This window comes from Nostoc sp. (genome assembly GCF_036917935.1).
GTDB lineage: Bacteria > Cyanobacteriota > Cyanobacteriia > Cyanobacteriales > Nostocaceae > Nostoc.
The window spans coordinates 74,768-98,021 of the sequence record NZ_JBALEL010000054.1; the positions used below are offsets into that span (position 1 = coordinate 74,768).

The following is a 23,254-nucleotide window of genomic DNA, read 5'->3' on the forward strand; positions in this document are numbered from 1 at the left end:
GCTAATGCGCGTGTTCAGAAAACGTCAGATGTTCTTGAGGTGATAGCCGTTCGTAACCAATGTCTAAACCAGGAATGGCAAAATGACGGATTGTTGCTTCGATGACTTCTGCATCTACTACTAGCTCAACATATAACTTGCCATCCTCGATAATAATTGGCCAATGGTGATTGCCTAAGACATGGCCTAGATGAATTAAGTCGATAGCGCGTTGGTGTAGCGCTTCTTTTGCAGCATCGCTAACTGGTTCGGGAAAAGTTAATACCATGACCTTTTGCTCTTGCAAGTGAACCAGCAGTAGCTTACCTTGTTGAGTTTCAAAGATATCTCCTTCCCGCAGCGACCAATCCCGACTTTTTACAATACCAACTTCAATACCAGAGGTAGAATGAGTGTGAATTCGACCTTTGCCACTATCGGTTTGGCTCAAATAGACTTCTAAATAATCCTCTTGCAAACTAAGTTTTTCTATCCGTTTGGATAGGCTAGCATTCTCTGTGATATTACCAAGGTAAGTTTCTGCTAGTTCAATCATGGGAGATTAAGGTAAAATGGGTAGTTCAAGAAAGAATGTTAGTATAAATTTGCTGTGGCTGGTAAATCCAGTTTAAAAAAAAGCTTTAGTTATATATCAAACAGGCAAACCCAAACGGTGAATTAAGAAAGCTTTAAAAAAGTGTTATTAAACGGCGACCTTTAATTACTATCTAGTTGAAATCTTTCCTTAAATTCTTAATTTATAACTCTAGCTTTGGGATTTTTCTTCAAAGTTACGTACACAATTTAAAGCGTATAAGAGATAGTTTTTGAGTTCACGAGTGCCAGTTGCTATAGCTTTAATTACTAAACCTTTGCCTTGAGGCAAACAAGAGCTTGCTAACATTACACCAAGACAATTGATACCTTCGATATTTTCTAAATTTTCACTTAATAATTGAAGGTTTATTTGCGGTAAGATAATTACTAAATTGCCCAGTATAGGAGCTGGAGCAAAGAGATCATTGTTTTTAAAAGAATTGAGCTTTCCTTGCAAGCGCATGGCATCAGTAAACCATAGCTCTCCTTCGGGAGATGTCACTTGTAAAGAGTTAAAATAGTGATGAAATTCATAAAATTCTCCTCTTGCTAGTCTCCCAGGTACAATGATTTCGCTCCAGAAAAGTTTTCCTTTGGGATGGCATTTAATGCTTGTTGTTTGCTCAAAAGTTGCATCTTGAAAGAGGATGATTGGTTCTGGAACAAATTCTAAGGTTGCTCCTTCGCCAATTTCAATGTCATAATTGACGATCGCTTTCGTACCTGTAATCGGCATGGGATGGACTTTCGTGGCCGACTGATCACTTAGGTGAAGATGAGTATTAGCCGCAAGTTCCAAGGAGATATTTAGCTGATCATTTGCCAGTAGCCCTGGAGAGGTACTGGTAATATAAAGGTTAGCGTGATGGGGATTGGCAAGATCAGAACGGAAGGTGCGAGAAATACCGAGTGGATAAGCCGTATACTGATGGTTAACTATTGTATAACCGTGGCGATCGCACTCCAGCCCTAGCTCTAAGTTTTTTGTTCGTTTGGTGGTTGCCACCGGTAGCAAGCTATTCTCATTGATGATTAACACGATGGATTTCAACCTCTAATTGCCGAAGGGCTACCAAACAAAACAGTCTGTTCAATAAAATTTACTACCTCATCTAATCCTTCTTTTGTTTTGCAATTGGTATAGGCAATCGGTTTACCCCGACGGTATAAAGGAGCTTGTTGACGAATTAAATTTAAGTCTGCACCTACATAGGGAGCAATATCAATTTTATTAATGACTACTAAGTCTGCTTGTGCGAAGCCTGGGCCTTTTTTTCGGGGAATATCATCTCCTGCGCCAACATCAATCACAAAAATATAAGAATCTACCAAGTCGTAGCTGAAGGTGGAAGCTAGATTATCACCCCCACTTTCAATGAAGATAATATCTAGTTGAGGGTAAAGCATCTCTAAATCCTTTGCCGCTAAGAGATTCATGGATGGATCTTCTCGAATGGCGGTATGCGGACAGCTACCAGTTTCTACACCAATAATACGTTCAGCAGGCAAAAAGCCTCGACTTTTAAGACGGTCTGCATCTTCTGTAGTTAATAAGTCATTGGTAATAACTGCTACTTCAATACCTTTATTCATTAACATCGGAATGACACACTCTAAAAGAGCGGTTTTCCCGCTACCAACAGGGCCTCCAACTCCCAGTCTGGCTGCTGATCTTGACATCGCTAGTCTCCTTGCCTGAGCCTAATTGGTAGAACAACTAAGGTATAGCGTTTACTAATCACATGAGGTACATCATAGCCCTCTCCTCGCTTGCGGGGAGGGGGTTGGGGGTGGGGTTCTTGTACCTCACAAAGGCCGATAAGCGCTATAAGGTAAGCTACCCTATGAGTTATCTTTTGGTTGATTGTCTAAAGATCCGTCAACTTTGTTATTAAAACCATAAATCTTACGCGCACCAGCAAAAGGTATTAACTCGACTTCTTTTGCATCTTCATCTATTGGTTCAAATCTGACAGCTGTACCTGCTGGAATATTTAAACGCATTCCTCTAGTTTTATCTTGCAGACTGAATCGTTCAAATTCAATAACATTTCTGAGTTTACCTACATAGATAACTTCAGCGAACTTGAGAGCAGAGTTAACTTCATAAAAGTGGTAATGAGAGCCTACTTGAATCGGCCGATCTCCTGTATTAGCTACTAAAATTATAATCGGAGCTTGTTCAGCATTAATTTCTATTTCACCGTGAGCGGTAATAATTTCTCCAGGAATCATGATAGACATTCTCAATTTAAATTTATAAATTATGAGCGGATTAAGGGAACAATTGATCTCCGAATAGGCTCGTGTACAGTGACTAATTTTGTTCCATCGGGGAAGGTAGCTTCTATTTGAACTTCCTGAATCATTTCTGGAATTCCTTCCATGACATCTTCCCTTCCTAAAAGTGTTGTCCCATAATGCATTAATTCTTCTACGGTTTTTCCTTCTCTTGCCCCTTCCATAATTGCAGCAGAAATATAAGCTACTGCTTCGGGATAGTTGAGCCTTAAACCTTTTGCTCTACGTCTTTCAGCTACCAAAGCAGCTGTGAAAATTAGCAGTTTATCTTTTTCTTGGGGCGAGAGTTGCATAATATTTTTCCTGATTTTCAGACGATGTTTGCAAAAAGTTTCTTAATCTCTACTGTAGATTAAATTGCTTTTATTAGCGATCGCAGCAATTCTATCTGCTTCTTAGTTATACCAAAAATGCAATAGCAAATAATTATTTACAAAGGCAATTAAATTAAAAATTGTAAAAATAGATGAGCTAGTTAAAATATTTACAAAAATTAATCAGCAAAGAGATTAATTGTTGTTTTTGATCAAGCCCAAACGACATTAAGAACATTCAACCAGTCAACTTGTCTAGAAGAGTTTCCCCACCTAGATATTTCCTGGTGCGAAATTATAAACCCTAACTATTGATTATTTACAAAGTTTTATATCTGATTTGTCCAACAATTTCGCACCAGAGACTAGGCTAATCGATAGATTGAAACAACCTGTCCAGAGTAGGAAATTATCTTAACAATTACTGAGGAGGTTTATACATCCAAGGCATCATGTCTTGATTACGACTCCCTGCCCAAATATGGAGTGCCTAACTCATGACTATAAGTCACGAGTGTGCGGCTTAAAAATCATCAATGCCGATTGTAATGGAAGCGCCAACTTCATAAAAAAGTAGCCACACAGCTAGGATTAAACCTAGCCGAGGTGAGTAGGGCATTTTTAACAATGCCACAACGAATTGATTTGTTTACGCGATCGCGATTAAATAAATCATGTCGTAAACGCTGCCTTCATGAAACGTGTGCCGTTGGGACACTCCGGTTATAAACCGGAGGAGATGTTAACGAGTGTTCGACGATCTGACAATGGGATTTTCTACAGATTCTCGATACTGTTGGACTTGTTCTGTGTAACCAATTGGCAGAACAGCTTCAACGTTTTCATGGGGACGAGCAATAATTACCCAGGATTCAAGTGTACCGCCATAAACATTTTCTGCGGCTTCAATACCAGCAGCCATAGCGGCTTTTACTTCAGAAACATCGCCACGAATATTAACTGTAAAGCGAGCGCTACCTACTCTGATATAACCAACGAGGGTGACTCGACCAGCTTTTAGCATAGCATCTGCTGCTGCTAGCACCGCAGGAAAACCTTTCGTTTCAAGTGCTCCAACTGCCTGTAATGACATTATTAATCTCCTGTATGAATAAACGATATGGGGGCTACAAGTTAATCTTACGAAGGTTCGCTACAGATTTTGATGCCAAAATTGCTTAGAAAATGCGGAAAGGTTCTGATTCTTCAGTGAAATGGATTGGTAATATGGTTTCCACATTTTCCGGGGGATTGGGAACGATGTAGTGGGTGATTACTGTACCAATCTTTACTTGCTCTCCAGCGGCGATTCCGGCTTCAACAGCTCTATTTACTTCAGAAACGTGTCCCCGGACGGCGACTAACAAGCGAGCGCTTTCCGCTTGACCATAATAGACAATTGTGACTGCGGCAGCTTTGACCATTGCATCTGCTGCTGCTAAGACACTAGGAAAACCTAAAGTTTCAATTACGCCAACGGCCATTGGCATGGCATTAGCTCCTGGATTAAGGGATAGGCGATACTAATTGTACGTGGCTTTAGTCCCAATTTTGACATTTTGGAAAACTTTCTTTGATGCCAATAATTCTGAGGCAGTGGGGAGTGGAGAGTTAGGAGTTAAAATGTTTTGATAGCCACTGGGTGATGTTTTATATATTACAAATAATACTTGAGCATCTGAAGTTTGTGTAACTTTGTTGTTAAACAAAATCAGCGATGCGTGGAAGCAAGCTAATACGATAAACTGAAATTTATGTTTCCGAATTTTCTTCCTCCGGCAGTTGGGCAACTGACAGAACCTACTTCGATCGCACTAGCTCGGAGTATTCAAAAAACTGCGATCGCTACTCCTTTAATTAATCAACCAGTTACCACAACATTTGTCAAGCAAGGGAGTGGTGGAACTCCGATTTTATTAATTCACGGCTTTGATAGTTCTGTATTAGAATTTCGGCGGCTTTTGCCACTACTTTCTGAAGATAATGAAACGTGGGCAGTGGATTTGTTGGGTTTTGGGTTTACAGATAGACTCTCAGCAATTGCCTATAACCCAACTGCGATTAAAACCCATCTTTATTATTTCTGGAAAAGCCTAATTAACAAACCTGTAATTTTAGTGGGTGCTTCGATGGGGGGCGCGACGGCGATTGATTTTACACTGGCTTACCCGGAAGTGGTAAAAAAGCTGGTGTTAATTGATAGTGCGGGGTTAGCGGGTGGTTCCCCATTGAGCAAATTCATGTTTCCCCCATTAGATTATTTAGCAACTCAGTTTTTGAGTAATATGAAAGTGCGCGATCGCATTTCCCGCATTGGATATAAAAATCAAACTCTTGCCTCTATCGATGCGCTATGTTGTAGTGCATTACACTTACAAATGCCGAGTTGGAATCAAGCTCTGATTTCTTTCACTAAAAGTGGTGGTTACAGCGCTTTTAGACTTGATATCCTATCACAAATTGTCCAACCAACGCTAATTTTGTGGGGCGATTCCGATAAAATTTTGGGTACTGAGGATGCTATGAGATTTAAAATGTCAATTCCCCACAGTACTCTCACCTGGATTCAAGATTGTGGTCATCTTCCACACCTGGAACAACCACAAATTACCGCGCAGCATATTTTAGACTTTCGAGTTGAGTTGTAAGTAGGTGGGTGGGAAAATTTATAACTATGTCATTGCGAATGGAGCGTTCGCGCTTGCGTCTCGTAGAGAAGCGAAATGAAGCAATCACATGGGTTTCGAGGTTTTCACATTTTGTTACATAGTTCGGTTTATTTCAGCCAACCTACTTAGTTGGAATAGTAAAATTGGGTATCAAGGTAGCAGAACTAGCAATAATTTTTCTGTAAGGCTGATCTGTAAAGTTTTTTTCATCTATTGCTAATGGCTTCTGTCATAGCTACTATTTTTCTCTTTAATAGTGTTATTTTCACATAATTATAGGGAACTCTGTAGCTAGAGCGATCGCAAACCTGTCTAGCAAACAGACAGCGGTACATTAGAGTAGATTTGAAAGTTTACTAGCAGAAAGTCAGTTTATAGAGAAATAGCTATGAGAAGAGAAAGAAATAATAGTCTGGACACCTTAAAAGCATTAAGTATTGCTTTTGTTTTTCTCTGGCATTTACGACCTTTTCAATTTATTGTAAATGGTCATACACATATTACTGTATTTATTTTTGCTCAAATTCTGAGGGATTTGGAACTGCAATTATCTTTAACAGCCGTTCCGATTTTTTATATTGTTTCTCTTTACTTATTTTTTCAAAAGTCTGATGGCGTAGAATACTTTCAAAAGAGAATTACTAAGTTAATTAAAATTTACTTATTTTGGGTAGTTGTTCAGAATATATTTTTTATTATAGCTACAAGAGAATTTCCTAATTTTTCATGGCAACTTATTACAGGCTTACAACCAAGCTTACCACTCGTTGGAGATTCAGTTTTTTATTTTCTATTTAATCTTATTTGTTTGACAATTTTGGCCTTTTTATATCAACTGATCAAATCAGATTCCTCCAGAAAAATTATATCTTTTACAATAGGAATATTTTGTTTATGTTATTTTGAAGCCAGTTCTTTACTAAATATCGGCATTCCTTATCATTGGCTAATAAATTTTGTTATTTATGTTCCCATAGCTTTTTACTTAGCTAAATTTCCTGATAAAGTATTAAGCTTCAAATTCTACTACCTAATTGCATTTATACTGTTTTCGTTCCATGATATTTATTTACGTATATCTGGCTATTACCCAAGCATCTATGGAAGAATTGCGATTATTTGTGGAGCTATGACTATTTTCTGTTATGTTAATTCTCGAAAAGAAATAAAAGAGAATTTCTTAGTACAACAATTATCTAAATACTCTCTTGGTTTATTTTCATTACATAAATACTGGCAATACTTGTTCTTTCTATTAATTAATAATTATAAAATTGGCATAGATATAGGAGTTCTGGGAACTCCTTTGAGTACAATCTTTCTCATTCAAGGATTTTTTGTGGTATTTTTTACTGTGTTATCAATTTATTTATTAAAGTTAACTCCTTTAAAACAGTTTGTTATCTAGAGATCGATTCAGCAAGTAAAAACCAATCTTGCCTTCCCCTTCCCTACCAGGGAAGGGGAAGGCAAGATTAACTGACTCTAGTCAAGTAACCACATCTCATTAGAACTATCAGGATACTCATTTGGTTGATTTTGAGGTTGATTTTGAGCTAGTGTTTCCGATGACCGATGTGATTTTTTGTAGTTAAGTGGATTGTAGTGTTCTTTTACGGGTTTTATAGAACTAGTTTCTTTTACAGCTACAGCAAGTTTAGATTTATCTTCTGCTGTTTGTTTTAAGGCATTAATTTCTTCTATAAGCTGGGAATTTGCTTCTGCAAGTTGCAGTGCTGTTTTTTTAGTTTCATCAAGTTCTTGTGTTAGCTGTTCTAGTAATGATTTTTGTTCTGATGCAAACGTTTTTTGTTTAGATAATTTTGATTGCAAATCAGCAATTTCTTGTCCCAGAGATGCTTCTTTTTTGTGACTTGTTTCTAGATTACTTGTCAATTCTTTGATAGTTGTTTCTAAATCAGCCTTAGTGGGAGTTGTGCGCTTAGTAGAAGTTGGCTCAAGTGTTTGTGCTGAGGATTCCTCATCAGATAAAGCCTGTTCTTCGACAATTTTTTCTGCTGTAACTTCGATCGCAGATTCACCTTCTGGGGGTGTAAATTTTTGCGCCTCTTCTTGTAGTAAGTCAGAGAGACTTTGTTTCCTAACCATTATTCTTTTCTCCAATCACGCTGTAATTCATCAGCTGCACGGCGGTAGTCTAATTCCGCCTCCCGTGCATTTCCTCCTCGCCATTGAGTAATCGCTACACCTTCAAGTGCTGCTCGTTCATGAGCTTTATAGGCACGGATGAAGGTATTACAAGTAGGAATACCTAAGCGAGTTAGAGTGTTTTTTGCTTCTTGTGCTTCCCCCAGGCTGCGCGTATCGACTTTGGTGAGCAATACCCGATGGGGGGTTCCCAAGGGGATGACGGCTTCCTTGACTGTTTCCACGAGGATTGCTAAATCCATTGCGGCTGGGGGTGTAGGCAAAACTATATAATTTGCGATCGCAACTACCGCCACTAATGCTTCAGAGCGCAGGGCGGGAGGTGTATCCACCACTACTAAATCGTAACCTGTTATCTTTCCTAAATCACCTAAAAGTGTGGGATCGGTTTCTTGAGATAAATCAAACCCCATTCCCTGCTGACTGCGCCCAAACCACCAACTCGCAGAACCTTGAATATCTGCATCAATCAGCAACACCTTTTTTTTCTTCGCAAAGTTTGCAGCCAGATTGACTGCGGTAGTCGTTTTACCGACTCCTCCTTTACCGTTGAGAATCGCGATGATTTTTGGCACTGCTTGTTTCCGATGCTGCCTCTTGAGTGCTGTTAGCGGATAGCTAAGGTTTAGTCCGTGCTGAGTGCTGAGTGCTGAGTTAAGAGTTAGGAGTTATTATTATCCTCTTTGTCTTCCTTTCAGTCAACAGTCTTCAGTTCCCAGTTTCCAGTCCCCAATCATGAATATACCGCTTTCTGTAACCCTAAAGAACATGAAAACTCGTAACAATAAAATTTAGAAGCGATCAACTCCACAAAATCCGATGACAACAACTTACAATCTGCCTGATGGGCCTCAAATGCCGCGCTGGCTGCGGATGATCAAGTTTATTAGTCAGCCACTGAAATATGTGGATGATTTTGCCCAAATTTATGGTGATACTTTCACGATCAGGAGTAATCGCTCGGATAACCATCTAGTATATTTTAGTCAACCCGAAGCACTAGAGCAGATTTTTACTGCTGATTCCAGCCATTTTGAGGTTGGAAGGGGGAACATCGGACTAAAATTTTTGCTTGGCGATCGCTCCTTTATGTTATCAGATGGCGATCGCCACCAGCGCCAACGGCAATTATTAGCTCCTCCCTTTCATGGCGAAAGGATGCGGGCTTACGGCGAGGAAATTCGGGAAATAACCCGACAGGTGAGTCATCAATGGCAAATTGGCAAGCCTTTTAAGATCCGTGAGTCGATGCAAGAAATTACCTTGCGTGTTATTCTGCGGGTTGTATTTGGTTTGAATGAAGGACAGTTGTTTGAAGAACTGAGGCGATCGCTAAGTGACTTACTAGACTTCATCACTTCGCCCGTAATGTCCAGCGCCTTCTTCTTCCGGTTCATGCAAAAAGATTTCGGGGCGTGGAGTCCGTGGGGTTGGATTTTGCAACAACGGCAAAAAATTGATCGACTTATTTATGCTTTGCTGCGAGAACGTCGGGCCCAAGTCGATCAAAATCGCCAAGACATCCTGAGTTTGATGATGGCGGCTCGTTATGACGATGGTCAAGGGATGTCAGATGAAGAATTACACGACGAGTTAATGACGCTGCTAGTTGCGGGACATGAAACTACCGCTTCCGCATTGACATGGGCTTTTTACTGGGTTGACTATTTACCAGAGGTGCGTGAGAAGTTGCTAAAAGAACTTAACACTATTGGAGTTAACCCCGATTTGAGTAATGTAGCTAAATTGCCCTATTTGACAGCAGTTTGCCAAGAGACACTGCGAATTTACCCAATTGTCATGACTGCTTTCCCGCGGATAGTGAAAACCCCAATTACAATTATGGGCTACGAACTGCGAGAGGGAATGGTAATAGTCCCCAGTATTTATTTAGCGCATCATCGGGAAGAAGTCTACCCACAATCCCAGCAGTTCAAACCAGAACGTTTTTTAGAAAGACAATATTCACCTTATGAATATTTACCTTTTGGTGGCGGTAATCGTCGCTGTATTGGAATGGCATTTGCCCAGTATGAAATGAAAATTGTCTTGGCAACTGTTTTGTCGGAATTCCAGGTTTCGCTAGTGAATAAACGTCCTGTGCGTCCTGTGCGCCGTGGGTTAACTTTAGCTGCACCAGCCGGAATGCGGATGGTTGCTACACCTAAAGTTAAGCGTGCGAATACACCAGCCCTAGTTTAGATAATAGGACTTACGCAAAACTACACGCGGTAGGGGCAATTCATGAATTGCCCCTACCCAAAAATAAGGGTTTCGGCTATTGTTTGCGTAAGTCCTGGATAAGTAATAATTACGAATTACGAATTATCCTGACTTTGTTGCTTGTTGGCGAGTTGTTCATAATGTTCTTTGCCGCGATATTTAATTGTTCTCATAGGTTGATTTCCAACAATTGCTAAAGGTTCAACATTGGCAGTTACAACCGTACCAGCCGCCACAATTGCACCATCTCCAATGGAAACTCCTGGAACAATTAGGACATTTCCGCCAATCCAAACATTGCGCTCGATGACAACAGGTTTATGAATATAGACATTATGTTCATAAGGCAAATCATTACTTTGATAGTCATGATTTGCAGAGAGGATAACCACATTAAAACCAAGCGTGGTGTTGTCGCCAATAGTGATTCCACCACGACCATCTAATAAGACATTGGGGCCGATGTAGACTTTATTTCCTAGAGATACATTTTGCGGGTAGTCAATTCTAATATCTCGCTTAAATCGTAGACCTGAACCACAAAATTTTAATTGACTCTTGAGTTTTTGATGCTTATATCGCCTGATTTTGGTTTCTAGGTATTCTCCCCATCGTACCAGAAGAGGTACTAACCATTGTTCCAATAGTCGATCTAATTTATTCGTAATTTTATTTTTGATCTCTTTCATAAAACCTCACGTAAGTTCAGAAACCCTCTGGCTTTCAACCAGGGAGGGAAAACGACGCCGGTACTTTAGCACCCTTCACATTTATTAGGTTTCTTCAATTAGAGTATTTTCTCCCGTGTGAGTAGCGTTTTTCTAAAAGTAAGATGGGCAATGCCCAATAATAATCTTCGCGATTTGCTAAGATTATCCAAATCCAGTGAAAGCGGAACGAGTGAGTAATTAACTATGAACATTTACCGATCACTAAAAGTTTATGCATATTATCACACGTTTGAGGCTTACCGAATTTTGGGAAAAGCACCCGAATGCACAAACTAGTCTACGGCTCTGGTATAAAATTACATCATTAGCTCAATGGCAAAACTTTGTAGAGTTACGCCAAGCTTTTCCTTCAGCAGATCAAATTGGTAATTTTACAGTTTTCAACATAGGCGGTAATAACTATCGACTTATTACTCTCGTAGATTACAAGTATGAAAAAGTTTTTATCCGCTATGTCCTCATCCACGGAGAATATGACTAAGAGGACTGGAAAAATGATCATTGGTTTGCTTGATGCTACCATTCTTCGGGGTAACAATTTTAAAAATACTTTTTAGGGATTGAAACCCTCAGATATCTGAACAACAGTATAATTAATTAAAATCCCTTAGAGGTTGTTTGAAAAGTCCTCTTGTCGGTATCAAAATATTTTAGATCCCCCTAAATCCCCCGATAAATTGGGGGACTTTGACTCCGGTTCCTCCCTTTTTAAGGGGGGTTAGGGGGGATCAAAGTGCCTAAAATCACAGCCAAATACTTTTCAAACATCCTCTTAAAGGGATTGAAACGATCGGATATTTAGATAGTAATATGAGCAGAAGTGTTTGAGTTGCAATTAATCAAAATCCCTATTAGGGATTGAAACAATCAGATATCTGGTAAAATGACTCCTGGAACACCTGTTACTAAAACGTATATTGAATTACTCAAATCATTTCCTCCTCGTCCCGTCACTTCTGAGGAAGAATTGCTGGCTACGCAAGAAGTAATCGATTCCTTGATTGATAAAGGTGAATTAACACCAGATGAACAAGACTATCTCAATGTTTTAGGTACTCTAGTTTACGAGTATGAACAAAAACATCATTCTATACCTGATATTCATGGCGTAGAATTACTTCAAGCGTTAATAGCCGAATTTTGTTTGCGACAAAAAGAGTTAATTCCTATCTTTAAAACCGAGTCTATTGTATCTGAAGTCTTAAGTGGACAGCGCAAGCTAACAGTTAATCACATCGCCCGCCTCGCGGAGTTTTTTCACATTTCGCCAGCTGCTTTTTTTGAATCATAAGAGGGAAAACTTTACAGATACTTATTGCGTGTAGACTTGACAGGAAGCCAACTGATGTAGCAAGATTTATTTAAGTCCCTTTCGTCCCACATCTCGAAGTGGATAGGAGGCAATGCATGATTGGCAGTATTTCTTTAACCACGATCGCAGCAATTTAAATCAAGGCACTTACCGCATCTTTGAGCCGGAGTGGAAAGCAGAGATTCTCCACTGGTTCAGCCAAAAGGATGTGGATAAGCAGCAGAAAGAAGATTTTATCCAAGCTTTAATAGATTTTGATGACGGTTGCGGCGATTTTTATCGGTATCGCGCCTATATTTTGGCGGCTGAGGCTTTATCCCAGTTCCCAGAATGTAGTTTGGGTGATGCGATCGCTTCCCAACTGCTGAAATGGAGTTATGCTTATTTTCGGCAAGATAAAAGCGATTGGCAGATACTACCAAAACCATTGGTGCAGACAGCTAGAAAAACGCTGGAATTAACCGATAGAAAACGGGTTATTGCGGCTTTTGTGCATTTGGTTCATACTACTGAAAGTCGCACAGTTCTTAGACTTGCAGCCGAGAAGTTAGGAACACTTGATCCTGGGAATAAAAGTGCGATCGCAGCCTTGACACTGCTAACACCGATTGTTGAAAATAAACAAACATTCTGCCAGATAAGTGAAAATCCTGGGGAAATACCAGTTGGTGATGAAACTGCGATCGCCACTCTATCAACAACACTTGCAAACTCTGAGTCTGATAACGAACGTTTGCAAGCATCTAGAAGTCTCCTACAAGTAGACTCTAATAATCAAATTGCAATTCATGTCCTATGGGAGCTAGTTAAAAATCTGGGTCAATCCCCAAAACATCCAGATTATGCTCAGTATATCGCGGACGGAGCAACTAGAACTCTATCGCAAATCGACCCCAGTAATCAACTTGCAATTAATGCCTTAGTTCAACTAATTAAAACTGCTGAAGATCATTCTTACCTTAACTTAGCAGTGCAGGACTTAGGGCTTTTTGGTGCTGGTAATGAAGCTGCAATTGTAACTTTAATCGAGTTAATCGCCTCCACTAAAAATGATTATCTATTATGCGATGCAGTTGCGAGTTTAGAAAAAATTGATCCAGGTAATAAAATAGCTATACCAGCTCTATTAGAGAGGATTCAAACCTCTCAGGATGAATGTTTCCTTCGTAATGCTGCTTTCTATCTGGGAGAATTCGATCCTGGTAACAAAGTGGCACTTAGCACGTTATCTCAGATACTTGAAACCACTCAAGATGAATGGGAACGTTTGTATGCAGCCGAAAGCCTAGTAAAAATTGATCCTGGTAATCCGAAGGCGATCGCTACTTTATGCCAAATACGTGAAAGTAGTCAAAATAGATTCATGTGTTTGCAAGCATCTAAAAGTGTAGTAAATGCTTTTCAAAATTTAGAACAACTTGATTTAGGCAATAAATTAGTTAAAGAGAAGCTCAAACAAACCGTCTTTTTTCTTGTTCAGGACATTCAGATTTTTCAGGAAAATGATGACTACAAAAACGAATTCAGCATTAACCCCACACATGAACTATCCTATGAATCCTCTCTCTTGGATATAGCTGATATTTTAACGAAAATCCTGCAAAGCGAACATTTACTGGAAGTTGTCATAACCCTAAAAGACTATCTAAGTAAACAGTTCTACAAAAACACTTCATATCGCTACGAAGCTGTCTTTAACATTATCTGGCATTGTGCCGAAAATCTGACTTACCCAGATTTCCACAAAGCAATCAACTAAACAAAAAGCGCAGAGTTATTCCTCTTCCTCCGCGAACCTCTGCGCTTCCCTTAGCGTCCCTTTGCGTTAAAAAACAATCTCCTCCCTCATCCTCTCTTCCAGCACATCCAATAACCCATCCACATCCTTCCCAACCACCTCAAAACAAATCGGTGGTGCTGGTTCCGGTGCAAACTGAATTAACTTAATTTCCCCCTTCCCAATCCCAATCATCACAACTTCCACATCCGGCTGATGATTCTCAACAATTCCCAAAATTTCCTGAAGCCGATTCTCAACTTTAATATTTAACTTCTCTATCTGTTCTTTCGGACAATAAACAAAATGTGGCGTTGGTAGCAAATCAATACCAACAGTACCCTGACTGTCACCATTTGCTAACCACAATCCCCAAAACACCGCCGCCAACTCCTGCTGATTTGCTTTGACAAACTTATCCAACTGGCGACGCCACTTAGTATCACCTGATTCTGGTTGACTATTACCAAAAAACATAAATAATTTGTAATGAAGACACAGACAATAGGCGAAACTTATCTCAAACCTGACTGTACACGCCAGAGACTAGAATAAATTCCGTCTTTCTCCAGCAATTGCTCATGGGTTCCCGACTCTACTAATTTCCCATGTTCCATGACATAAATGCAATCGGCATTGCGAATGGTGGAAAGACGATGAGCGATCGCAATTGTAGTTCTATCGACTGTAATCCGTTCTAGCGATCGCTGGATTGCTGCTTCTGTTTCATTATCCACCGCCGAGGTTGCTTCATCTAAAATCAGAATGGGGGGATTTTTGAGAACTGCACGTGCGATCGCAATCCGTTGTCTTTGTCCACCAGATAACTTTTGTCCTCTTTCCCCCACAATTGTCTCATAACCTTCGGGCAATTCAATAATAAATTCGTGCGCCTCCGCTATCTTCGCCGCCGTGATAATTTCTTGCTCTCTAGTCTCAAAACTGCCATAAGCAATATTCTCCGCTACAGTGCCATGAAATAGAAACACATCTTGACTCACCAAACCAATGCAGCGGCGTAAATCTTGCAAATTCAAACTTTGCAAGTCAATACCATCGAGAGTAATGCTTCCCGTTTGCACTTCGTATAACCGCAACAAAAGTTTGACTAAAGTGCTTTTACCAGAACCGGTAGAACCGACAATTGCGATCGTTTTTCCCGCCGGAATATCCAACGACAGATTTTTAATAACTGGAAATCTATCTTTATAAGCGAAATAAACATTTTTAAATTGCACTTCACCCCGCACTTCATTCACAGGTAACGCCACATTTCCCGTATGAATAGCGATAGGAGTATCTAACAAATTCATGACTCGATTAGTAGAAGCCATTGCCCTTTGATATTGGTCAAAAGTTTCGCCTAATCTTGTTAAAGGCCACAGCAAGCGCTGGATTAAAAACACTAATACGCTGTAAGTACCTACAGACATTTCTCCCGAAACTGCTGCCATCCCGCCATATAACAGTAATGCCGTGAAACCAACCAAAATCAGCATCCGAATTAACGGTACAAAAGCAGCAGAAAGAGTAATTGCCTTAGAATTACTACGGCGATAAGCATCACTATCTAATTCCAAACGAGAGGCTTCATAAGCTTCAGATGTGAAGCTTTTAATAGTAGTAATTCCGCTGATATTGTTTGACAACCGCGAATTGAGGAAACCTACTTTTTCTCGTACTTCGGCGTAGCGAGGCGCAAGTAGTCGTTGATAAGCAAAGGAACCCCAGAGAATAAATGGCATTGGTGACAAAGCCATCCACGCTACACTAGGAGCCAAAATAAAGAAAGCAGCCCCAATAATTAAAACAGTTGCAGAAACTTGGATGATATCATTTGCTCCCCCATCCAAAAACCGCTCTAATTGGTTAATATCATCACTGAGGATAGACATTAAACCGCCAGTGCTGCGTTCTTCAAAATAAGCCAATTCCAACTCTTGCAAATGTTTGTATGCATCTAAACGCAAGTTATGCTGAATATTCTGAGCCAAATTCCGCCAGAGTCGAGCGTAGGCGTACTCAAAAACTGATTCTAGTATCCAAATGATCACAGTCAGGAAGGAAATAATCAAAAATTGTTGAAAGACATCGCGTACCCCTAACTGTGCAATTATCGAATCCTGTTGCTTGACTACCACATCCACCGCCACGCCAATTAAGCCGGGTGGTGCCAAGTCGAAAAATTTATTCAGGACAGAATAAGTAGTCGCTAGCCAAATTTGTTTACGATACTGGTGTCCATACTCAAGTAATCGCTGGAGAGGATGCGTTGAATGTTTACGCCTTCTTGCTGCCCGATGAGATTTTAATGCAGTAGCCACGGCTTTTTGCGGTTTCGTGTAACTGATATTACCACGGAACAAAGTTCTGAGTTCTAAGTTCTGAGTCTGAAGATTGATTCAGACAGACTAATGAGAAACTTAAACTAGTAACTTCAAAGCAAAACTAGGGACTGGGGAAGGTGGGGCCCCCTCTGGGGATAAGGGGTAATGGGGACTGGGAGACAAGGGGACAAGGGGAATAACCATGCCCAATGCCTAATAACAAATGACAAATGACAAATAACTAATGACTAATTTATAACTGGAGAAAGGAATTTGAAAAATCAGCAATTGGGTAACTGGCAAACCACAGTTTTCGGAATTGTGTTAGCCATACTAGTGATTATGGGGCTAAATTCCTTTATCATTATTAACCCAGGACAAGCAGGAGTAATCAGCATCTTGGGTAAAGCCAGAGATGGCGCTTTATTGGAAGGTATTCACGTGAAACCGCCTTTTATCACCGTGATAGATGTATATGATTTGACGGTGCAAAAATTTGAAGTACCAGCCGAGAGTTCTACTAAAGATTTGCAAAATTTATCTGCGAGATTTGCGATTAACTTTCGCCTCGATCCGATAAAGGTAGTTGAGGTGAGAAGGAAACAAGGAACATTAGAGAATATTGTATCAAAAATCATTGCCCCTCAGACACAAGAAGCATTTAAAATTGCCGCAGCCAGAAGAACAGTAGAAGAAGCGATTACTAAACGAAGTGAATTGAAAGAAGACTTTGATCAAGCGTTAGGCGATCGCTTAGACAAATATGGGATAATTGTGTTAGATACTAGCGTAGTTGATTTAGCCTTCTCACCAGAATTTGCCAAAGCAGTCGAAGAAAAACAAATTGCTGAACAGCGGGCGCAAAGAGCCGTTTATGTAGCACGTGAAGCTGAACAAGAAGCACAAGCAGATGTTAATCGCGCTAAAGGTAGGGCAGAAGCTCAAAGACTCTTAGCAGAGACACTTAAAGCCCAAGGAGGACAGTTGGTTCTGCAAAAAGAAGCAATTGAAGCTTGGAGAAGTGGCGGCGCTCAGATGCCGAAAGTCCTCGTTATGGGTAGCGACTCAAAAAACGGCGTACCCTTCATATTTAACCTTGGGAATGTCCAAAATCAACCGTAAAAGGGAAGTGGGCACATGAGATAACATGGTCTAAAATTATGTAATTTGCTCTGACCTAAAGCAAATTTTACAACACTTGGACGATTCCAAATCCAAAATAGTATTAAGTTGGGCTAGTCCCAACTCAAACACAACAGAAAAACCAATAAGATAATAGTCGAAGTTTATGTCAACCCCCAATCCTCAGAATCTCAGCGCCGAAGAAGCGAAAAAATTACTGAACAAATTCAACTGTCTAGACATTGCCCCTATTCTCAACTCATCAGAAAAGGTAGTAATTCGTAATGCCTTAATTTTGCTCACCCAGCTTGCCGATTACCAAATTTTAGGAATTTGTGCAGATACAGCAGAAGAAGGAATATTAGCAATGAAAACCTATTCTCTAGCTTTGGGTTATGAACCACCAGACAATTTACTTACACCTGAAGGCCCAGTTTATATAAAATTAAATGGTAAAAATGGCTTGTGTTATCTCGATTCATACTCTGGACATCATCGTGGAGTATTAGTGTCTTGCCAGTCTGACGATGAAGGGGGAATCAACGAGATGTATGGACACCTTCCCTTGGATTTATTTGTCTAGAATTCGCCGAATGTAGGTAGGGTATGAGCCTTGCCTACTAACTAATGAAAAATAATTAATGACTTGAATCTTATGAGTATTATTACACTACAATCAGTCAAAAAAGACTTTGGCATCAAGGAAGTTTTAAAAGATGCTAGCTTTAGCCTCGATGCTACCGATAAAGTTGGCTTAATTGGTACTAACGGTTCAGGGAAATCAACCATATTAAAAATGATCGCCGGGTTAGAATCCATTGATAGCGGTCAAATTTTAATCAACTCTGGTTCTAAAATCATCTACTTACCCCAGCAGCCAGATTTAGATGAAAATCACACAGTTTTAGAGCAAGTTTTCGCTGACAGTGGCGAACACATGGCTTTGGTGCGAGAGTATGAAGAACTTTCCGATAAATTAGCTCACTATCCAGATGATAGCCAACTGATGTCTCGCCTTTCTGTGGTGATGCAACGGATGGATACAAATGGTGCTTGGGAACTAGAAACTAATGCTAAAATCATTCTGACAAAATTAGGAATTTCTGACTTTGATGCCAAGATAAGTACTTTATCTGGAGGTTATCGCAAGCGCATTGCTTTAGCATCAGCCTTGCTAGCAGAACCCGATGTTTTGCTCATGGATGAGCCGACAAACCATCTTGATGCTCTTTCTGTAGAATGGTTACAAAGTTATTTAAATCGCTATCGCGGCGCACTTTTTCTGATTACCCACGATCGCTATTTTCTAGATCGCGTTACCAATCGGATCGTGGAAATTGACCGAGGCGACATTTACACTTACACAGGCAACTACTCATATTACCTCGAAAAGAAAGCTTTAGCTGAAGAATCTGCCGTAAGTAGTCAACGTAAACATCAAGGCTTGTTGCGCCGCGAGTTAGAATGGCTCAAAAAAGGGCCGAAAGCCAGAAGTACTAAGCAAAAAGCTAGAATTGACCGCGCTCACACTCTGCGGGATACTGAGTTTAAACAAGTTCAGGGTAAAGTTGATATTTCGACAGTTGGTCGTCGCATTGGTAAAAAAGTTATTGAATTAGATAACATTTCTAAAGCTTACGATGGACGTACCCTGATTAATAATTTCACCTACGAATTTAGTCCAGAAGACCGCATCGGCATTATTGGCCCTAATGGTGCTGGTAAATCCACTTTAATGGAGATTATTACTGGTCAGGTTAAGCCAGATTCCGGCATTGCAGAAATTGGTACTACAATTCACATCGGTTATTTTGACCAGCATTCTGAAGAATTACTCACAGCCTTAAACGAAAATCAGCGCGTGATTGACTACATCAAAGAAGAAGGAGAATTTGTCAAAATTACCGATGGGACTCAAATTACTGCTTCCCAAATGTTGGAGCGGTTTTTGTTTCCTGGTAATCAGCAGTATGCCCCAATTAGTAAACTTTCTGGTGGTGAAAAACGCCGTTTATTTCTGTTGCGGGTTTTGATGAGTGCGCCCAATGTCTTAATTTTAGATGAACCGACAAATGATTTAGATGTTCAGACATTGGCAGTATTAGAGGATTATTTAGAAGATTTTGCCGGGTGTGTAATTGTAGTTTCTCACGATCGCTACTTTCTTGATCGCACCATCGACACAGTATTTTCCTTTGAGGAAGGCGGTAATCTGAGGCAATATCCAGGTAATTACTCAGTTTATCTGGACTATAAGAAGGCTGAAGAGGCACAGCAACAAGCTGCGAACACTAAGGAGAAGCCCAAAAATACCGAAGTCCAAAATGGTGCGGCTTCACCCAAGGATGTAGAGAATACCAAGCGGCGGAGGTTATCCAATTGGGAGAAAAAAGAATTTGAGCAGTTGGAAGATAAAATTGCCGAGTTAGAGGCAGAGAAGGCAGAAACCGAGAAAACACTAGCGAATGTCTCACCGGGGAATTATAGCCAAGTGCAGAAATTGTACGATCATGTGGAAAAGCTCAAGCACGCGATCGATGTGGCGACTGAACGCTGGTTAGAATTGGCTGAGATGGAGTCTTAGAGGATGTTTTAAAAGCCCTGGCGATTTCTATTCTATGACTCTGTTGGCGAATTGCGATCGCTATCCTCAAAAGCTTGAGATGTCGTAGCGTCTCACCCCAGAAATTGCGGTTTACATGAATTCGCCCGGTGCTTCTATTCCCCCTCTGCAAGATGTGAAATCTAATTGCTCAATATGCCAACTAAAATGTGAGCTAATTCAGTTAATTCTTCAGGAACCCGATATAATTTCAGGTCTTCCGTTATCTGTTTTTCCTGACGGTTGTATATTGCAAATCGCCAATCTTCACCAGTCGTTACAGAACCATAAAGAAGTGGCAATTCTGAATTTATCCATTGATCGAGTGCAATCAGTTCAACTGCTAATTGTGTAAATCCTCTACTTAAATCTGCTTGTTTAGCTTCAATTACTAACAATCCCTTACCTTTATTAATGTAGTAATTTAAGCTGCCTTTTAGTTGGTCACTAACATTAATGGGATACTCAATATTCAATTGGGTTTGGGCAATTTCGCAAACTTCTAGTAATATCGGTGCGATAATTGCTTGCTTGCGGGCATCCTCACTAAGTAGCTTGACACGTCGGAGGTTGCGCTCAATTACTCGGTGTAATTCTGCAATTATCTCAGGAAGAAATTCTGTTTTTGGTAATTGCAACCGTTCGCGTTTATAAGAACAGCCAAGTTCAGCAAGAATATCTTCTGGGGAAAACGGAAGTTCAAAATATTTGCTGAATGTATAGCTTTGACCAGGTTGAATGATTCGAGGACGACTCATACAGCAGTTTTCCTGTCGATGGCATACACTACTCTACGATTATTCTTAACAGAACTGTATTAGAAAATAAGATATTTCAATTAAAAATATTCAAATGGTGCGTTGCGCTTTGCAACAACGCACCATTTGAATATCTATTGTCTACTGTAGTTTACCGCCGTAGGCATCGCCTACACAGATAGTTTTATCGTAATAAAGTTATAGCGGTTCTCGGCCCAAGTGATGTACAAGAACCCCACCCCCAACCCCTCCCCGCAAGCGAGGAGGGGCTATGATGTACTTCATGGGATTGGGAAACGCTATAAGGTTTTTGACGTTAACTTTTTCTATAAACATCTTTCCGATGCTTGCACTGCAAAATTTGTACAAGTTGACTTTCATCATCAATCTCATAACGAACTCTATAATCACCAATTCGGATACGATACTCGTTATCAGAACCTTTTAACTTGACAATTCCATCGGGACGTGCTTGGGAAGCAAGATTTTGCATTTTCTCAATAACACGCAGGGCAACATCATTTGGTAAGTTGTCAATCTGCTTTTGTACCGACTTTGAAATAACGATCGCATAACTCATTATCTCTGCTCTGATCGGTTAGCAAGATATTCATCTATAGTCACGGACTCACCATCTCGATACTCAGCGCGAACGGCTTGAATTTCTGCCAGTGTTTCTGCATCGTCTCCGTACAACGCTTCTTCGGCTTCAAAAATTTGTTGCTCAATTAGCTCTTGAAGTTGACGTTTTTCTGTTAAATCAAGGGAAGATATTGCTTCTGCTAAAGTTTCTAAGGAGAGTTGTAGTTTAACAATGGCTGGCATTTTTCTCCTATTGGGTGTGTTTTTTTCGCATTTTGACACCGTTATGCTGATTTTAACAGTTATATTTTTGTCAAGTCCAAAATCTTTGAGTTGTATTTCAGGGCAAACCCATCTAAATTTCAGGCTTGTGGGGTGCGGCGCAGCAATTGGATTCGCCTAACCCAGGAGTTAGCGCGTGACTAGCTGCATAAATCTGTGCTAATGAGGATGTTTATAAAGTCTAAATTTATTACTCGCCGGGCGACTAGAAGTCGCGGCTACACAGACAAAACCCACCTCCGTGGGTTTCAAACCCTCAATTTTTCCTTAGTCCGCGGAGGCGGACTACGTTTGTGTAGCCGCGAATTCCATTTGCTCTGGCTCTCAATTGACACTTATGGGAGCGGTATCACAACTTATATCATGTCCGCCAGATTACCCATAATAAAAGAACCCCACCCCCAACCCCTCCCCGCTCTTCGGGAGGGGAGACAAAGCATAGCTTTGGCGGGGTGGGGTGGGGTTCTTCGGGTTTAATAAGCAATCAAGCGGACATAATATTACGGGAGCGATATCACAACTTATGGGAGCGGTATCACAACTTACGGGAGCGGTATCACAACTTATGGGAGCGGTATCACAACTTATGGGAGCGGTATCACAACTTATGGGAGCGATATCACAACTTATGGGAGCGATATCACAACTTATAGGAGCGATATCACAACTTATAGGAGCGGTATCACAACTTATGGGAGCGATATCACAACTTATGGGAGCGGTATCACAACTTATGGGAGCAGTCTCCATTAAAGCTTTTACGAAACTTGGACAATTATCTCTATAGACCTCTTGCAAAAGTCCCCTAACACCCCACCCCCAACCCCTCCCCGCTCTTCGGGAGGGGAGACTTTGACGTAAGTTAAAGGCGGGGTGGGGTTCTTTTTTTGATTTATGCAAGAAGTCTTATAAATACCAACATTTAGTAATTAAATACCGAAAAATTACTGATATAACCTGAAAATTTTATGAGAAAAATTGCGAGTTATGCTGAACCGGAATGCAGTTTAATTGAGGTAAGTTAGCTCTAGTAGCATCTTAAAGAAGTAATTTTATGTCTCGTAAAAAACGTACATCCCGCGTTTTAGAAAAAGCTCAGTTAAGATCCGCTGGACTGAAATCGATTGTTCCAAACATCAAATACGATCAAGATTATAGTCTGGAAAAACTGATTGAGTCAATTGAGCAGTTACGTAACAGAATTGATGTTTACAATACGGCTCTGTCTGTGGTTGACTCTTCTAAAACTGAAATTGAAGATATGGAAAAAAATTTGAGTCAGCTTTGTGAGAAGATGCTGATGGTGGTTGCTATCAAGTACGGCAAAGACAGCCGCGAATATGAGATGGCGGGTGGTGTTCGCAATAGCGATCGCGCCCGTAAAATCAGGTCGAGCCGCTTGAAAAATGTTGCAGAACAAGCATTAGATGAGAATAGTAAAACTGCATAGTAGGGTGTGTTATGCCGAAAGCTAACGCACCGTTTTTATAATCTATTTAAAATCTCGTT

General features: G+C 40.3%; 25 protein-coding genes. 10 read left to right on the forward strand and 15 right to left on the reverse strand.

Features of this window, described 5'->3' with window-relative positions; genetic code table 11:
- Position 1: 1 nt before the first annotated feature.
- From V7K62_RS23375 to V7K62_RS23405, 7 genes are all read right to left on the reverse strand, one after another.
- A complete protein-coding gene (locus V7K62_RS23375; protein ID WP_334868307.1) occupies positions 2-535 on the reverse strand; it encodes an urease accessory protein UreE in 534 nt (177 codons plus the stop codon).
- A 210-nt stretch (positions 536-745) separates the two neighbouring features.
- Positions 746-1,615, reverse strand: coding sequence for an urease accessory protein UreD (locus V7K62_RS23380; protein WP_334868309.1), 870 nt, complete (start codon positions 1,613-1,615; stop codon positions 746-748).
- An 8-nt stretch (positions 1,616-1,623) separates the two neighbouring features.
- Entirely contained in the window at positions 1,624-2,256 is a 633-nt protein-coding gene (gene ureG, locus V7K62_RS23385) for an urease accessory protein UreG (RefSeq protein ID WP_334868311.1), read from the reverse strand.
- Positions 2,257-2,418: 162 nt separating this feature from the next.
- Positions 2,419-2,811, reverse strand: coding sequence for an urease subunit beta (locus V7K62_RS23390; RefSeq protein WP_334868497.1), 393 nt, complete (start codon positions 2,809-2,811; stop codon positions 2,419-2,421).
- 29 nt (positions 2,812-2,840) lie between these two features.
- A complete protein-coding gene (gene ureA / locus V7K62_RS23395; RefSeq protein WP_334868313.1) occupies positions 2,841-3,170 on the reverse strand; it encodes an urease subunit gamma in 330 nt (109 codons plus the stop codon).
- A gap of 763 nt (positions 3,171-3,933) precedes the next feature.
- Positions 3,934-4,284, reverse strand: a complete 351-nt coding sequence (locus V7K62_RS23400; RefSeq protein ID WP_334868315.1) for a carbon dioxide-concentrating mechanism protein CcmK — start codon at positions 4,282-4,284, stop codon at positions 3,934-3,936.
- Between the two features lie 85 nt (positions 4,285-4,369).
- Positions 4,370-4,681, reverse strand: a complete 312-nt coding sequence (locus V7K62_RS23405) for a BMC domain-containing protein (RefSeq protein WP_334868317.1) — start codon at positions 4,679-4,681, stop codon at positions 4,370-4,372.
- 264 nt (positions 4,682-4,945) lie between these two features.
- On the opposite strand from V7K62_RS23405, the gene V7K62_RS23410 reads away from it, so the two are divergent.
- Both V7K62_RS23410 and V7K62_RS23415 read left to right on the forward strand, forming a co-directional pair.
- The gene (locus V7K62_RS23410; protein ID WP_334868319.1) at positions 4,946-5,839 is read left to right on the forward strand and encodes an alpha/beta fold hydrolase; all 894 of its coding nucleotides are present in this window, start codon (positions 4,946-4,948) and stop codon (positions 5,837-5,839) included.
- Positions 5,840-6,248: 409 nt separating this feature from the next.
- Positions 6,249-7,268: an acyltransferase family protein gene (locus V7K62_RS23415; protein WP_334868321.1), complete on the forward strand. Its 1,020-nt coding sequence runs from the start codon at positions 6,249-6,251 to the stop codon at positions 7,266-7,268.
- A 77-nt stretch (positions 7,269-7,345) separates the two neighbouring features.
- Here V7K62_RS23415 and V7K62_RS23420 read toward each other — a convergent pair whose 3' ends face one another.
- Positions 7,346-7,969, reverse strand: coding sequence for a hypothetical protein (locus V7K62_RS23420; protein ID WP_334868323.1), 624 nt, complete (start codon positions 7,967-7,969; stop codon positions 7,346-7,348).
- Positions 7,969-8,604 (reverse strand): ParA family protein, encoded by a 636-nt coding sequence (locus V7K62_RS23425; RefSeq protein ID WP_334868325.1) that lies wholly within the window; start codon positions 8,602-8,604, stop codon positions 7,969-7,971. The genes V7K62_RS23420 and V7K62_RS23425 overlap by 1 nt, the downstream gene beginning before the upstream one ends.
- A gap of 244 nt (positions 8,605-8,848) precedes the next feature.
- Between V7K62_RS23425 and V7K62_RS23430 the strand changes: the two genes are divergently transcribed.
- Complete coding sequence (locus tag V7K62_RS23430; RefSeq protein ID WP_334868327.1) at positions 8,849-10,231, forward strand: cytochrome P450; 1,383 nt, start codon at positions 8,849-8,851, stop codon at positions 10,229-10,231.
- Between the two features lie 116 nt (positions 10,232-10,347).
- Here V7K62_RS23430 and V7K62_RS23435 read toward each other — a convergent pair whose 3' ends face one another.
- Entirely contained in the window at positions 10,348-10,941 is a 594-nt protein-coding gene (locus tag V7K62_RS23435) for an acyltransferase (RefSeq protein ID WP_334868329.1), read from the reverse strand.
- A 253-nt stretch (positions 10,942-11,194) separates the two neighbouring features.
- On the opposite strand from V7K62_RS23435, the gene V7K62_RS23440 reads away from it, so the two are divergent.
- The 3 genes from V7K62_RS23440 (at position 11,195) to V7K62_RS23450 (ending at position 14,054) form a co-directional block, all read left to right on the forward strand.
- On the forward strand, positions 11,195-11,464 hold the full coding sequence (locus tag V7K62_RS23440) for a type II toxin-antitoxin system HigB family toxin (RefSeq protein ID WP_334868330.1): 270 nt from the start codon (positions 11,195-11,197) through the stop codon (positions 11,462-11,464).
- Between the two features lie 402 nt (positions 11,465-11,866).
- Complete coding sequence (locus V7K62_RS23445) at positions 11,867-12,274, forward strand: helix-turn-helix domain-containing protein (protein WP_334868332.1); 408 nt, start codon at positions 11,867-11,869, stop codon at positions 12,272-12,274.
- A gap of 112 nt (positions 12,275-12,386) precedes the next feature.
- Complete coding sequence (locus tag V7K62_RS23450) at positions 12,387-14,054, forward strand: HEAT repeat domain-containing protein (RefSeq protein WP_334868333.1); 1,668 nt, start codon at positions 12,387-12,389, stop codon at positions 14,052-14,054.
- Positions 14,055-14,120: 66 nt separating this feature from the next.
- On the opposite strand, the gene ccmS is transcribed toward V7K62_RS23450, so the two are convergent.
- Entirely contained in the window at positions 14,121-14,549 is a 429-nt protein-coding gene (gene ccmS, locus V7K62_RS23455) for a beta-carboxysome assembly chaperone CcmS (RefSeq protein ID WP_334868334.1), read from the reverse strand.
- Between the two features lie 38 nt (positions 14,550-14,587).
- Positions 14,588-16,396 (reverse strand): ABC transporter ATP-binding protein, encoded by a 1,809-nt coding sequence (locus tag V7K62_RS23460; protein ID WP_334868336.1) that lies wholly within the window; start codon positions 16,394-16,396, stop codon positions 14,588-14,590.
- Positions 16,397-16,672: 276 nt separating this feature from the next.
- On the opposite strand from V7K62_RS23460, the gene V7K62_RS23465 reads away from it, so the two are divergent.
- The 3 genes from V7K62_RS23465 (at position 16,673) to V7K62_RS23475 (ending at position 20,105) form a co-directional block, all read left to right on the forward strand.
- Positions 16,673-17,521, forward strand: coding sequence for a prohibitin family protein (locus V7K62_RS23465; protein ID WP_334868338.1), 849 nt, complete (start codon positions 16,673-16,675; stop codon positions 17,519-17,521).
- A 166-nt stretch (positions 17,522-17,687) separates the two neighbouring features.
- Positions 17,688-18,104, forward strand: coding sequence for a DUF1824 family protein (locus tag V7K62_RS23470; protein WP_334868340.1), 417 nt, complete (start codon positions 17,688-17,690; stop codon positions 18,102-18,104).
- 72 nt (positions 18,105-18,176) lie between these two features.
- Entirely contained in the window at positions 18,177-20,105 is a 1,929-nt protein-coding gene (locus V7K62_RS23475) for an ABC-F family ATP-binding cassette domain-containing protein (protein ID WP_334868341.1), read from the forward strand.
- Between the two features lie 161 nt (positions 20,106-20,266).
- Here the strand turns inward: V7K62_RS23475 and V7K62_RS23480 are convergent, their stop codons facing one another.
- From V7K62_RS23480 to V7K62_RS23490, 3 genes are all read right to left on the reverse strand, one after another.
- Entirely contained in the window at positions 20,267-20,881 is a 615-nt protein-coding gene (locus V7K62_RS23480; protein ID WP_334868343.1) for a hypothetical protein, read from the reverse strand.
- A gap of 316 nt (positions 20,882-21,197) precedes the next feature.
- Complete coding sequence (locus V7K62_RS23485; protein WP_334868345.1) at positions 21,198-21,461, reverse strand: type II toxin-antitoxin system RelE family toxin; 264 nt, start codon at positions 21,459-21,461, stop codon at positions 21,198-21,200.
- Complete coding sequence (locus tag V7K62_RS23490) at positions 21,461-21,706, reverse strand: hypothetical protein (RefSeq protein ID WP_334868347.1); 246 nt, start codon at positions 21,704-21,706, stop codon at positions 21,461-21,463. Before V7K62_RS23490 ends, V7K62_RS23485 begins: the two co-directional genes overlap by 1 nt.
- Positions 21,707-22,799: 1,093 nt before the next feature.
- On the opposite strand from V7K62_RS23490, the gene V7K62_RS23495 reads away from it, so the two are divergent.
- On the forward strand, positions 22,800-23,195 hold the full coding sequence (locus tag V7K62_RS23495) for a hypothetical protein (RefSeq protein ID WP_334868348.1): 396 nt from the start codon (positions 22,800-22,802) through the stop codon (positions 23,193-23,195).
- Positions 23,196-23,254 lie beyond the last annotated feature (59 nt).

Bases quoted from the DNA above. Each gene is read 5' to 3' on its own strand.
- V7K62_RS23450 (WP_334868333.1), top strand. From the start codon at position 12,387: ATGCATGATTGGCAGTATTTCTTTAACCACGATCGCAGCAATTTAAAT.
- ureA (WP_334868313.1), bottom strand. From the start codon at position 3,170: ATGCAACTCTCGCCCCAAGAAAAAGATAAACTGCTAATTTTCACAGCT.
- V7K62_RS23485 (WP_334868345.1), bottom strand. From the start codon at position 21,461: ATGAGTTATGCGATCGTTATTTCAAAGTCGGTACAAAAGCAGATTGAC.
- V7K62_RS23410 (WP_334868319.1), top strand. From the start codon at position 4,946: ATGTTTCCGAATTTTCTTCCTCCGGCAGTTGGGCAACTGACAGAACCT.
- V7K62_RS23475 (WP_334868341.1), top strand. From the start codon at position 18,177: ATGAGTATTATTACACTACAATCAGTCAAAAAAGACTTTGGCATCAAG.
- V7K62_RS23390 (WP_334868497.1), bottom strand. From the start codon at position 2,811: ATGATTCCTGGAGAAATTATTACCGCTCACGGTGAAATAGAAATTAAT.
- V7K62_RS23415 (WP_334868321.1), top strand. From the start codon at position 6,249: ATGAGAAGAGAAAGAAATAATAGTCTGGACACCTTAAAAGCATTAAGT.
- V7K62_RS23480 (WP_334868343.1), bottom strand. From the start codon at position 20,881: ATGAGTCGTCCTCGAATCATTCAACCTGGTCAAAGCTATACATTCAGC.
- V7K62_RS23405 (WP_334868317.1), bottom strand. From the start codon at position 4,681: ATGCCAATGGCCGTTGGCGTAATTGAAACTTTAGGTTTTCCTAGTGTC.
- V7K62_RS23490 (WP_334868347.1), bottom strand. From the start codon at position 21,706: ATGCCAGCCATTGTTAAACTACAACTCTCCTTAGAAACTTTAGCAGAA.
- V7K62_RS23470 (WP_334868340.1), top strand. From the start codon at position 17,688: ATGTCAACCCCCAATCCTCAGAATCTCAGCGCCGAAGAAGCGAAAAAA.
- ccmS (WP_334868334.1), bottom strand. From the start codon at position 14,549: ATGTTTTTTGGTAATAGTCAACCAGAATCAGGTGATACTAAGTGGCGT.
- V7K62_RS23445 (WP_334868332.1), top strand. From the start codon at position 11,867: ATGACTCCTGGAACACCTGTTACTAAAACGTATATTGAATTACTCAAA.
- V7K62_RS23420 (WP_334868323.1), bottom strand. From the start codon at position 7,969: ATGGTTAGGAAACAAAGTCTCTCTGACTTACTACAAGAAGAGGCGCAA.
- V7K62_RS23495 (WP_334868348.1), top strand. From the start codon at position 22,800: ATGTCTCGTAAAAAACGTACATCCCGCGTTTTAGAAAAAGCTCAGTTA.
- ureG (WP_334868311.1), bottom strand. From the start codon at position 2,256: ATGTCAAGATCAGCAGCCAGACTGGGAGTTGGAGGCCCTGTTGGTAGC.
- V7K62_RS23375 (WP_334868307.1), bottom strand. From the start codon at position 535: ATGATTGAACTAGCAGAAACTTACCTTGGTAATATCACAGAGAATGCT.
- V7K62_RS23430 (WP_334868327.1), top strand. From the start codon at position 8,849: ATGACAACAACTTACAATCTGCCTGATGGGCCTCAAATGCCGCGCTGG.
- V7K62_RS23435 (WP_334868329.1), bottom strand. From the start codon at position 10,941: ATGAAAGAGATCAAAAATAAAATTACGAATAAATTAGATCGACTATTG.
- V7K62_RS23400 (WP_334868315.1), bottom strand. From the start codon at position 4,284: ATGTCATTACAGGCAGTTGGAGCACTTGAAACGAAAGGTTTTCCTGCG.
- V7K62_RS23440 (WP_334868330.1), top strand. From the start codon at position 11,195: ATGCATATTATCACACGTTTGAGGCTTACCGAATTTTGGGAAAAGCAC.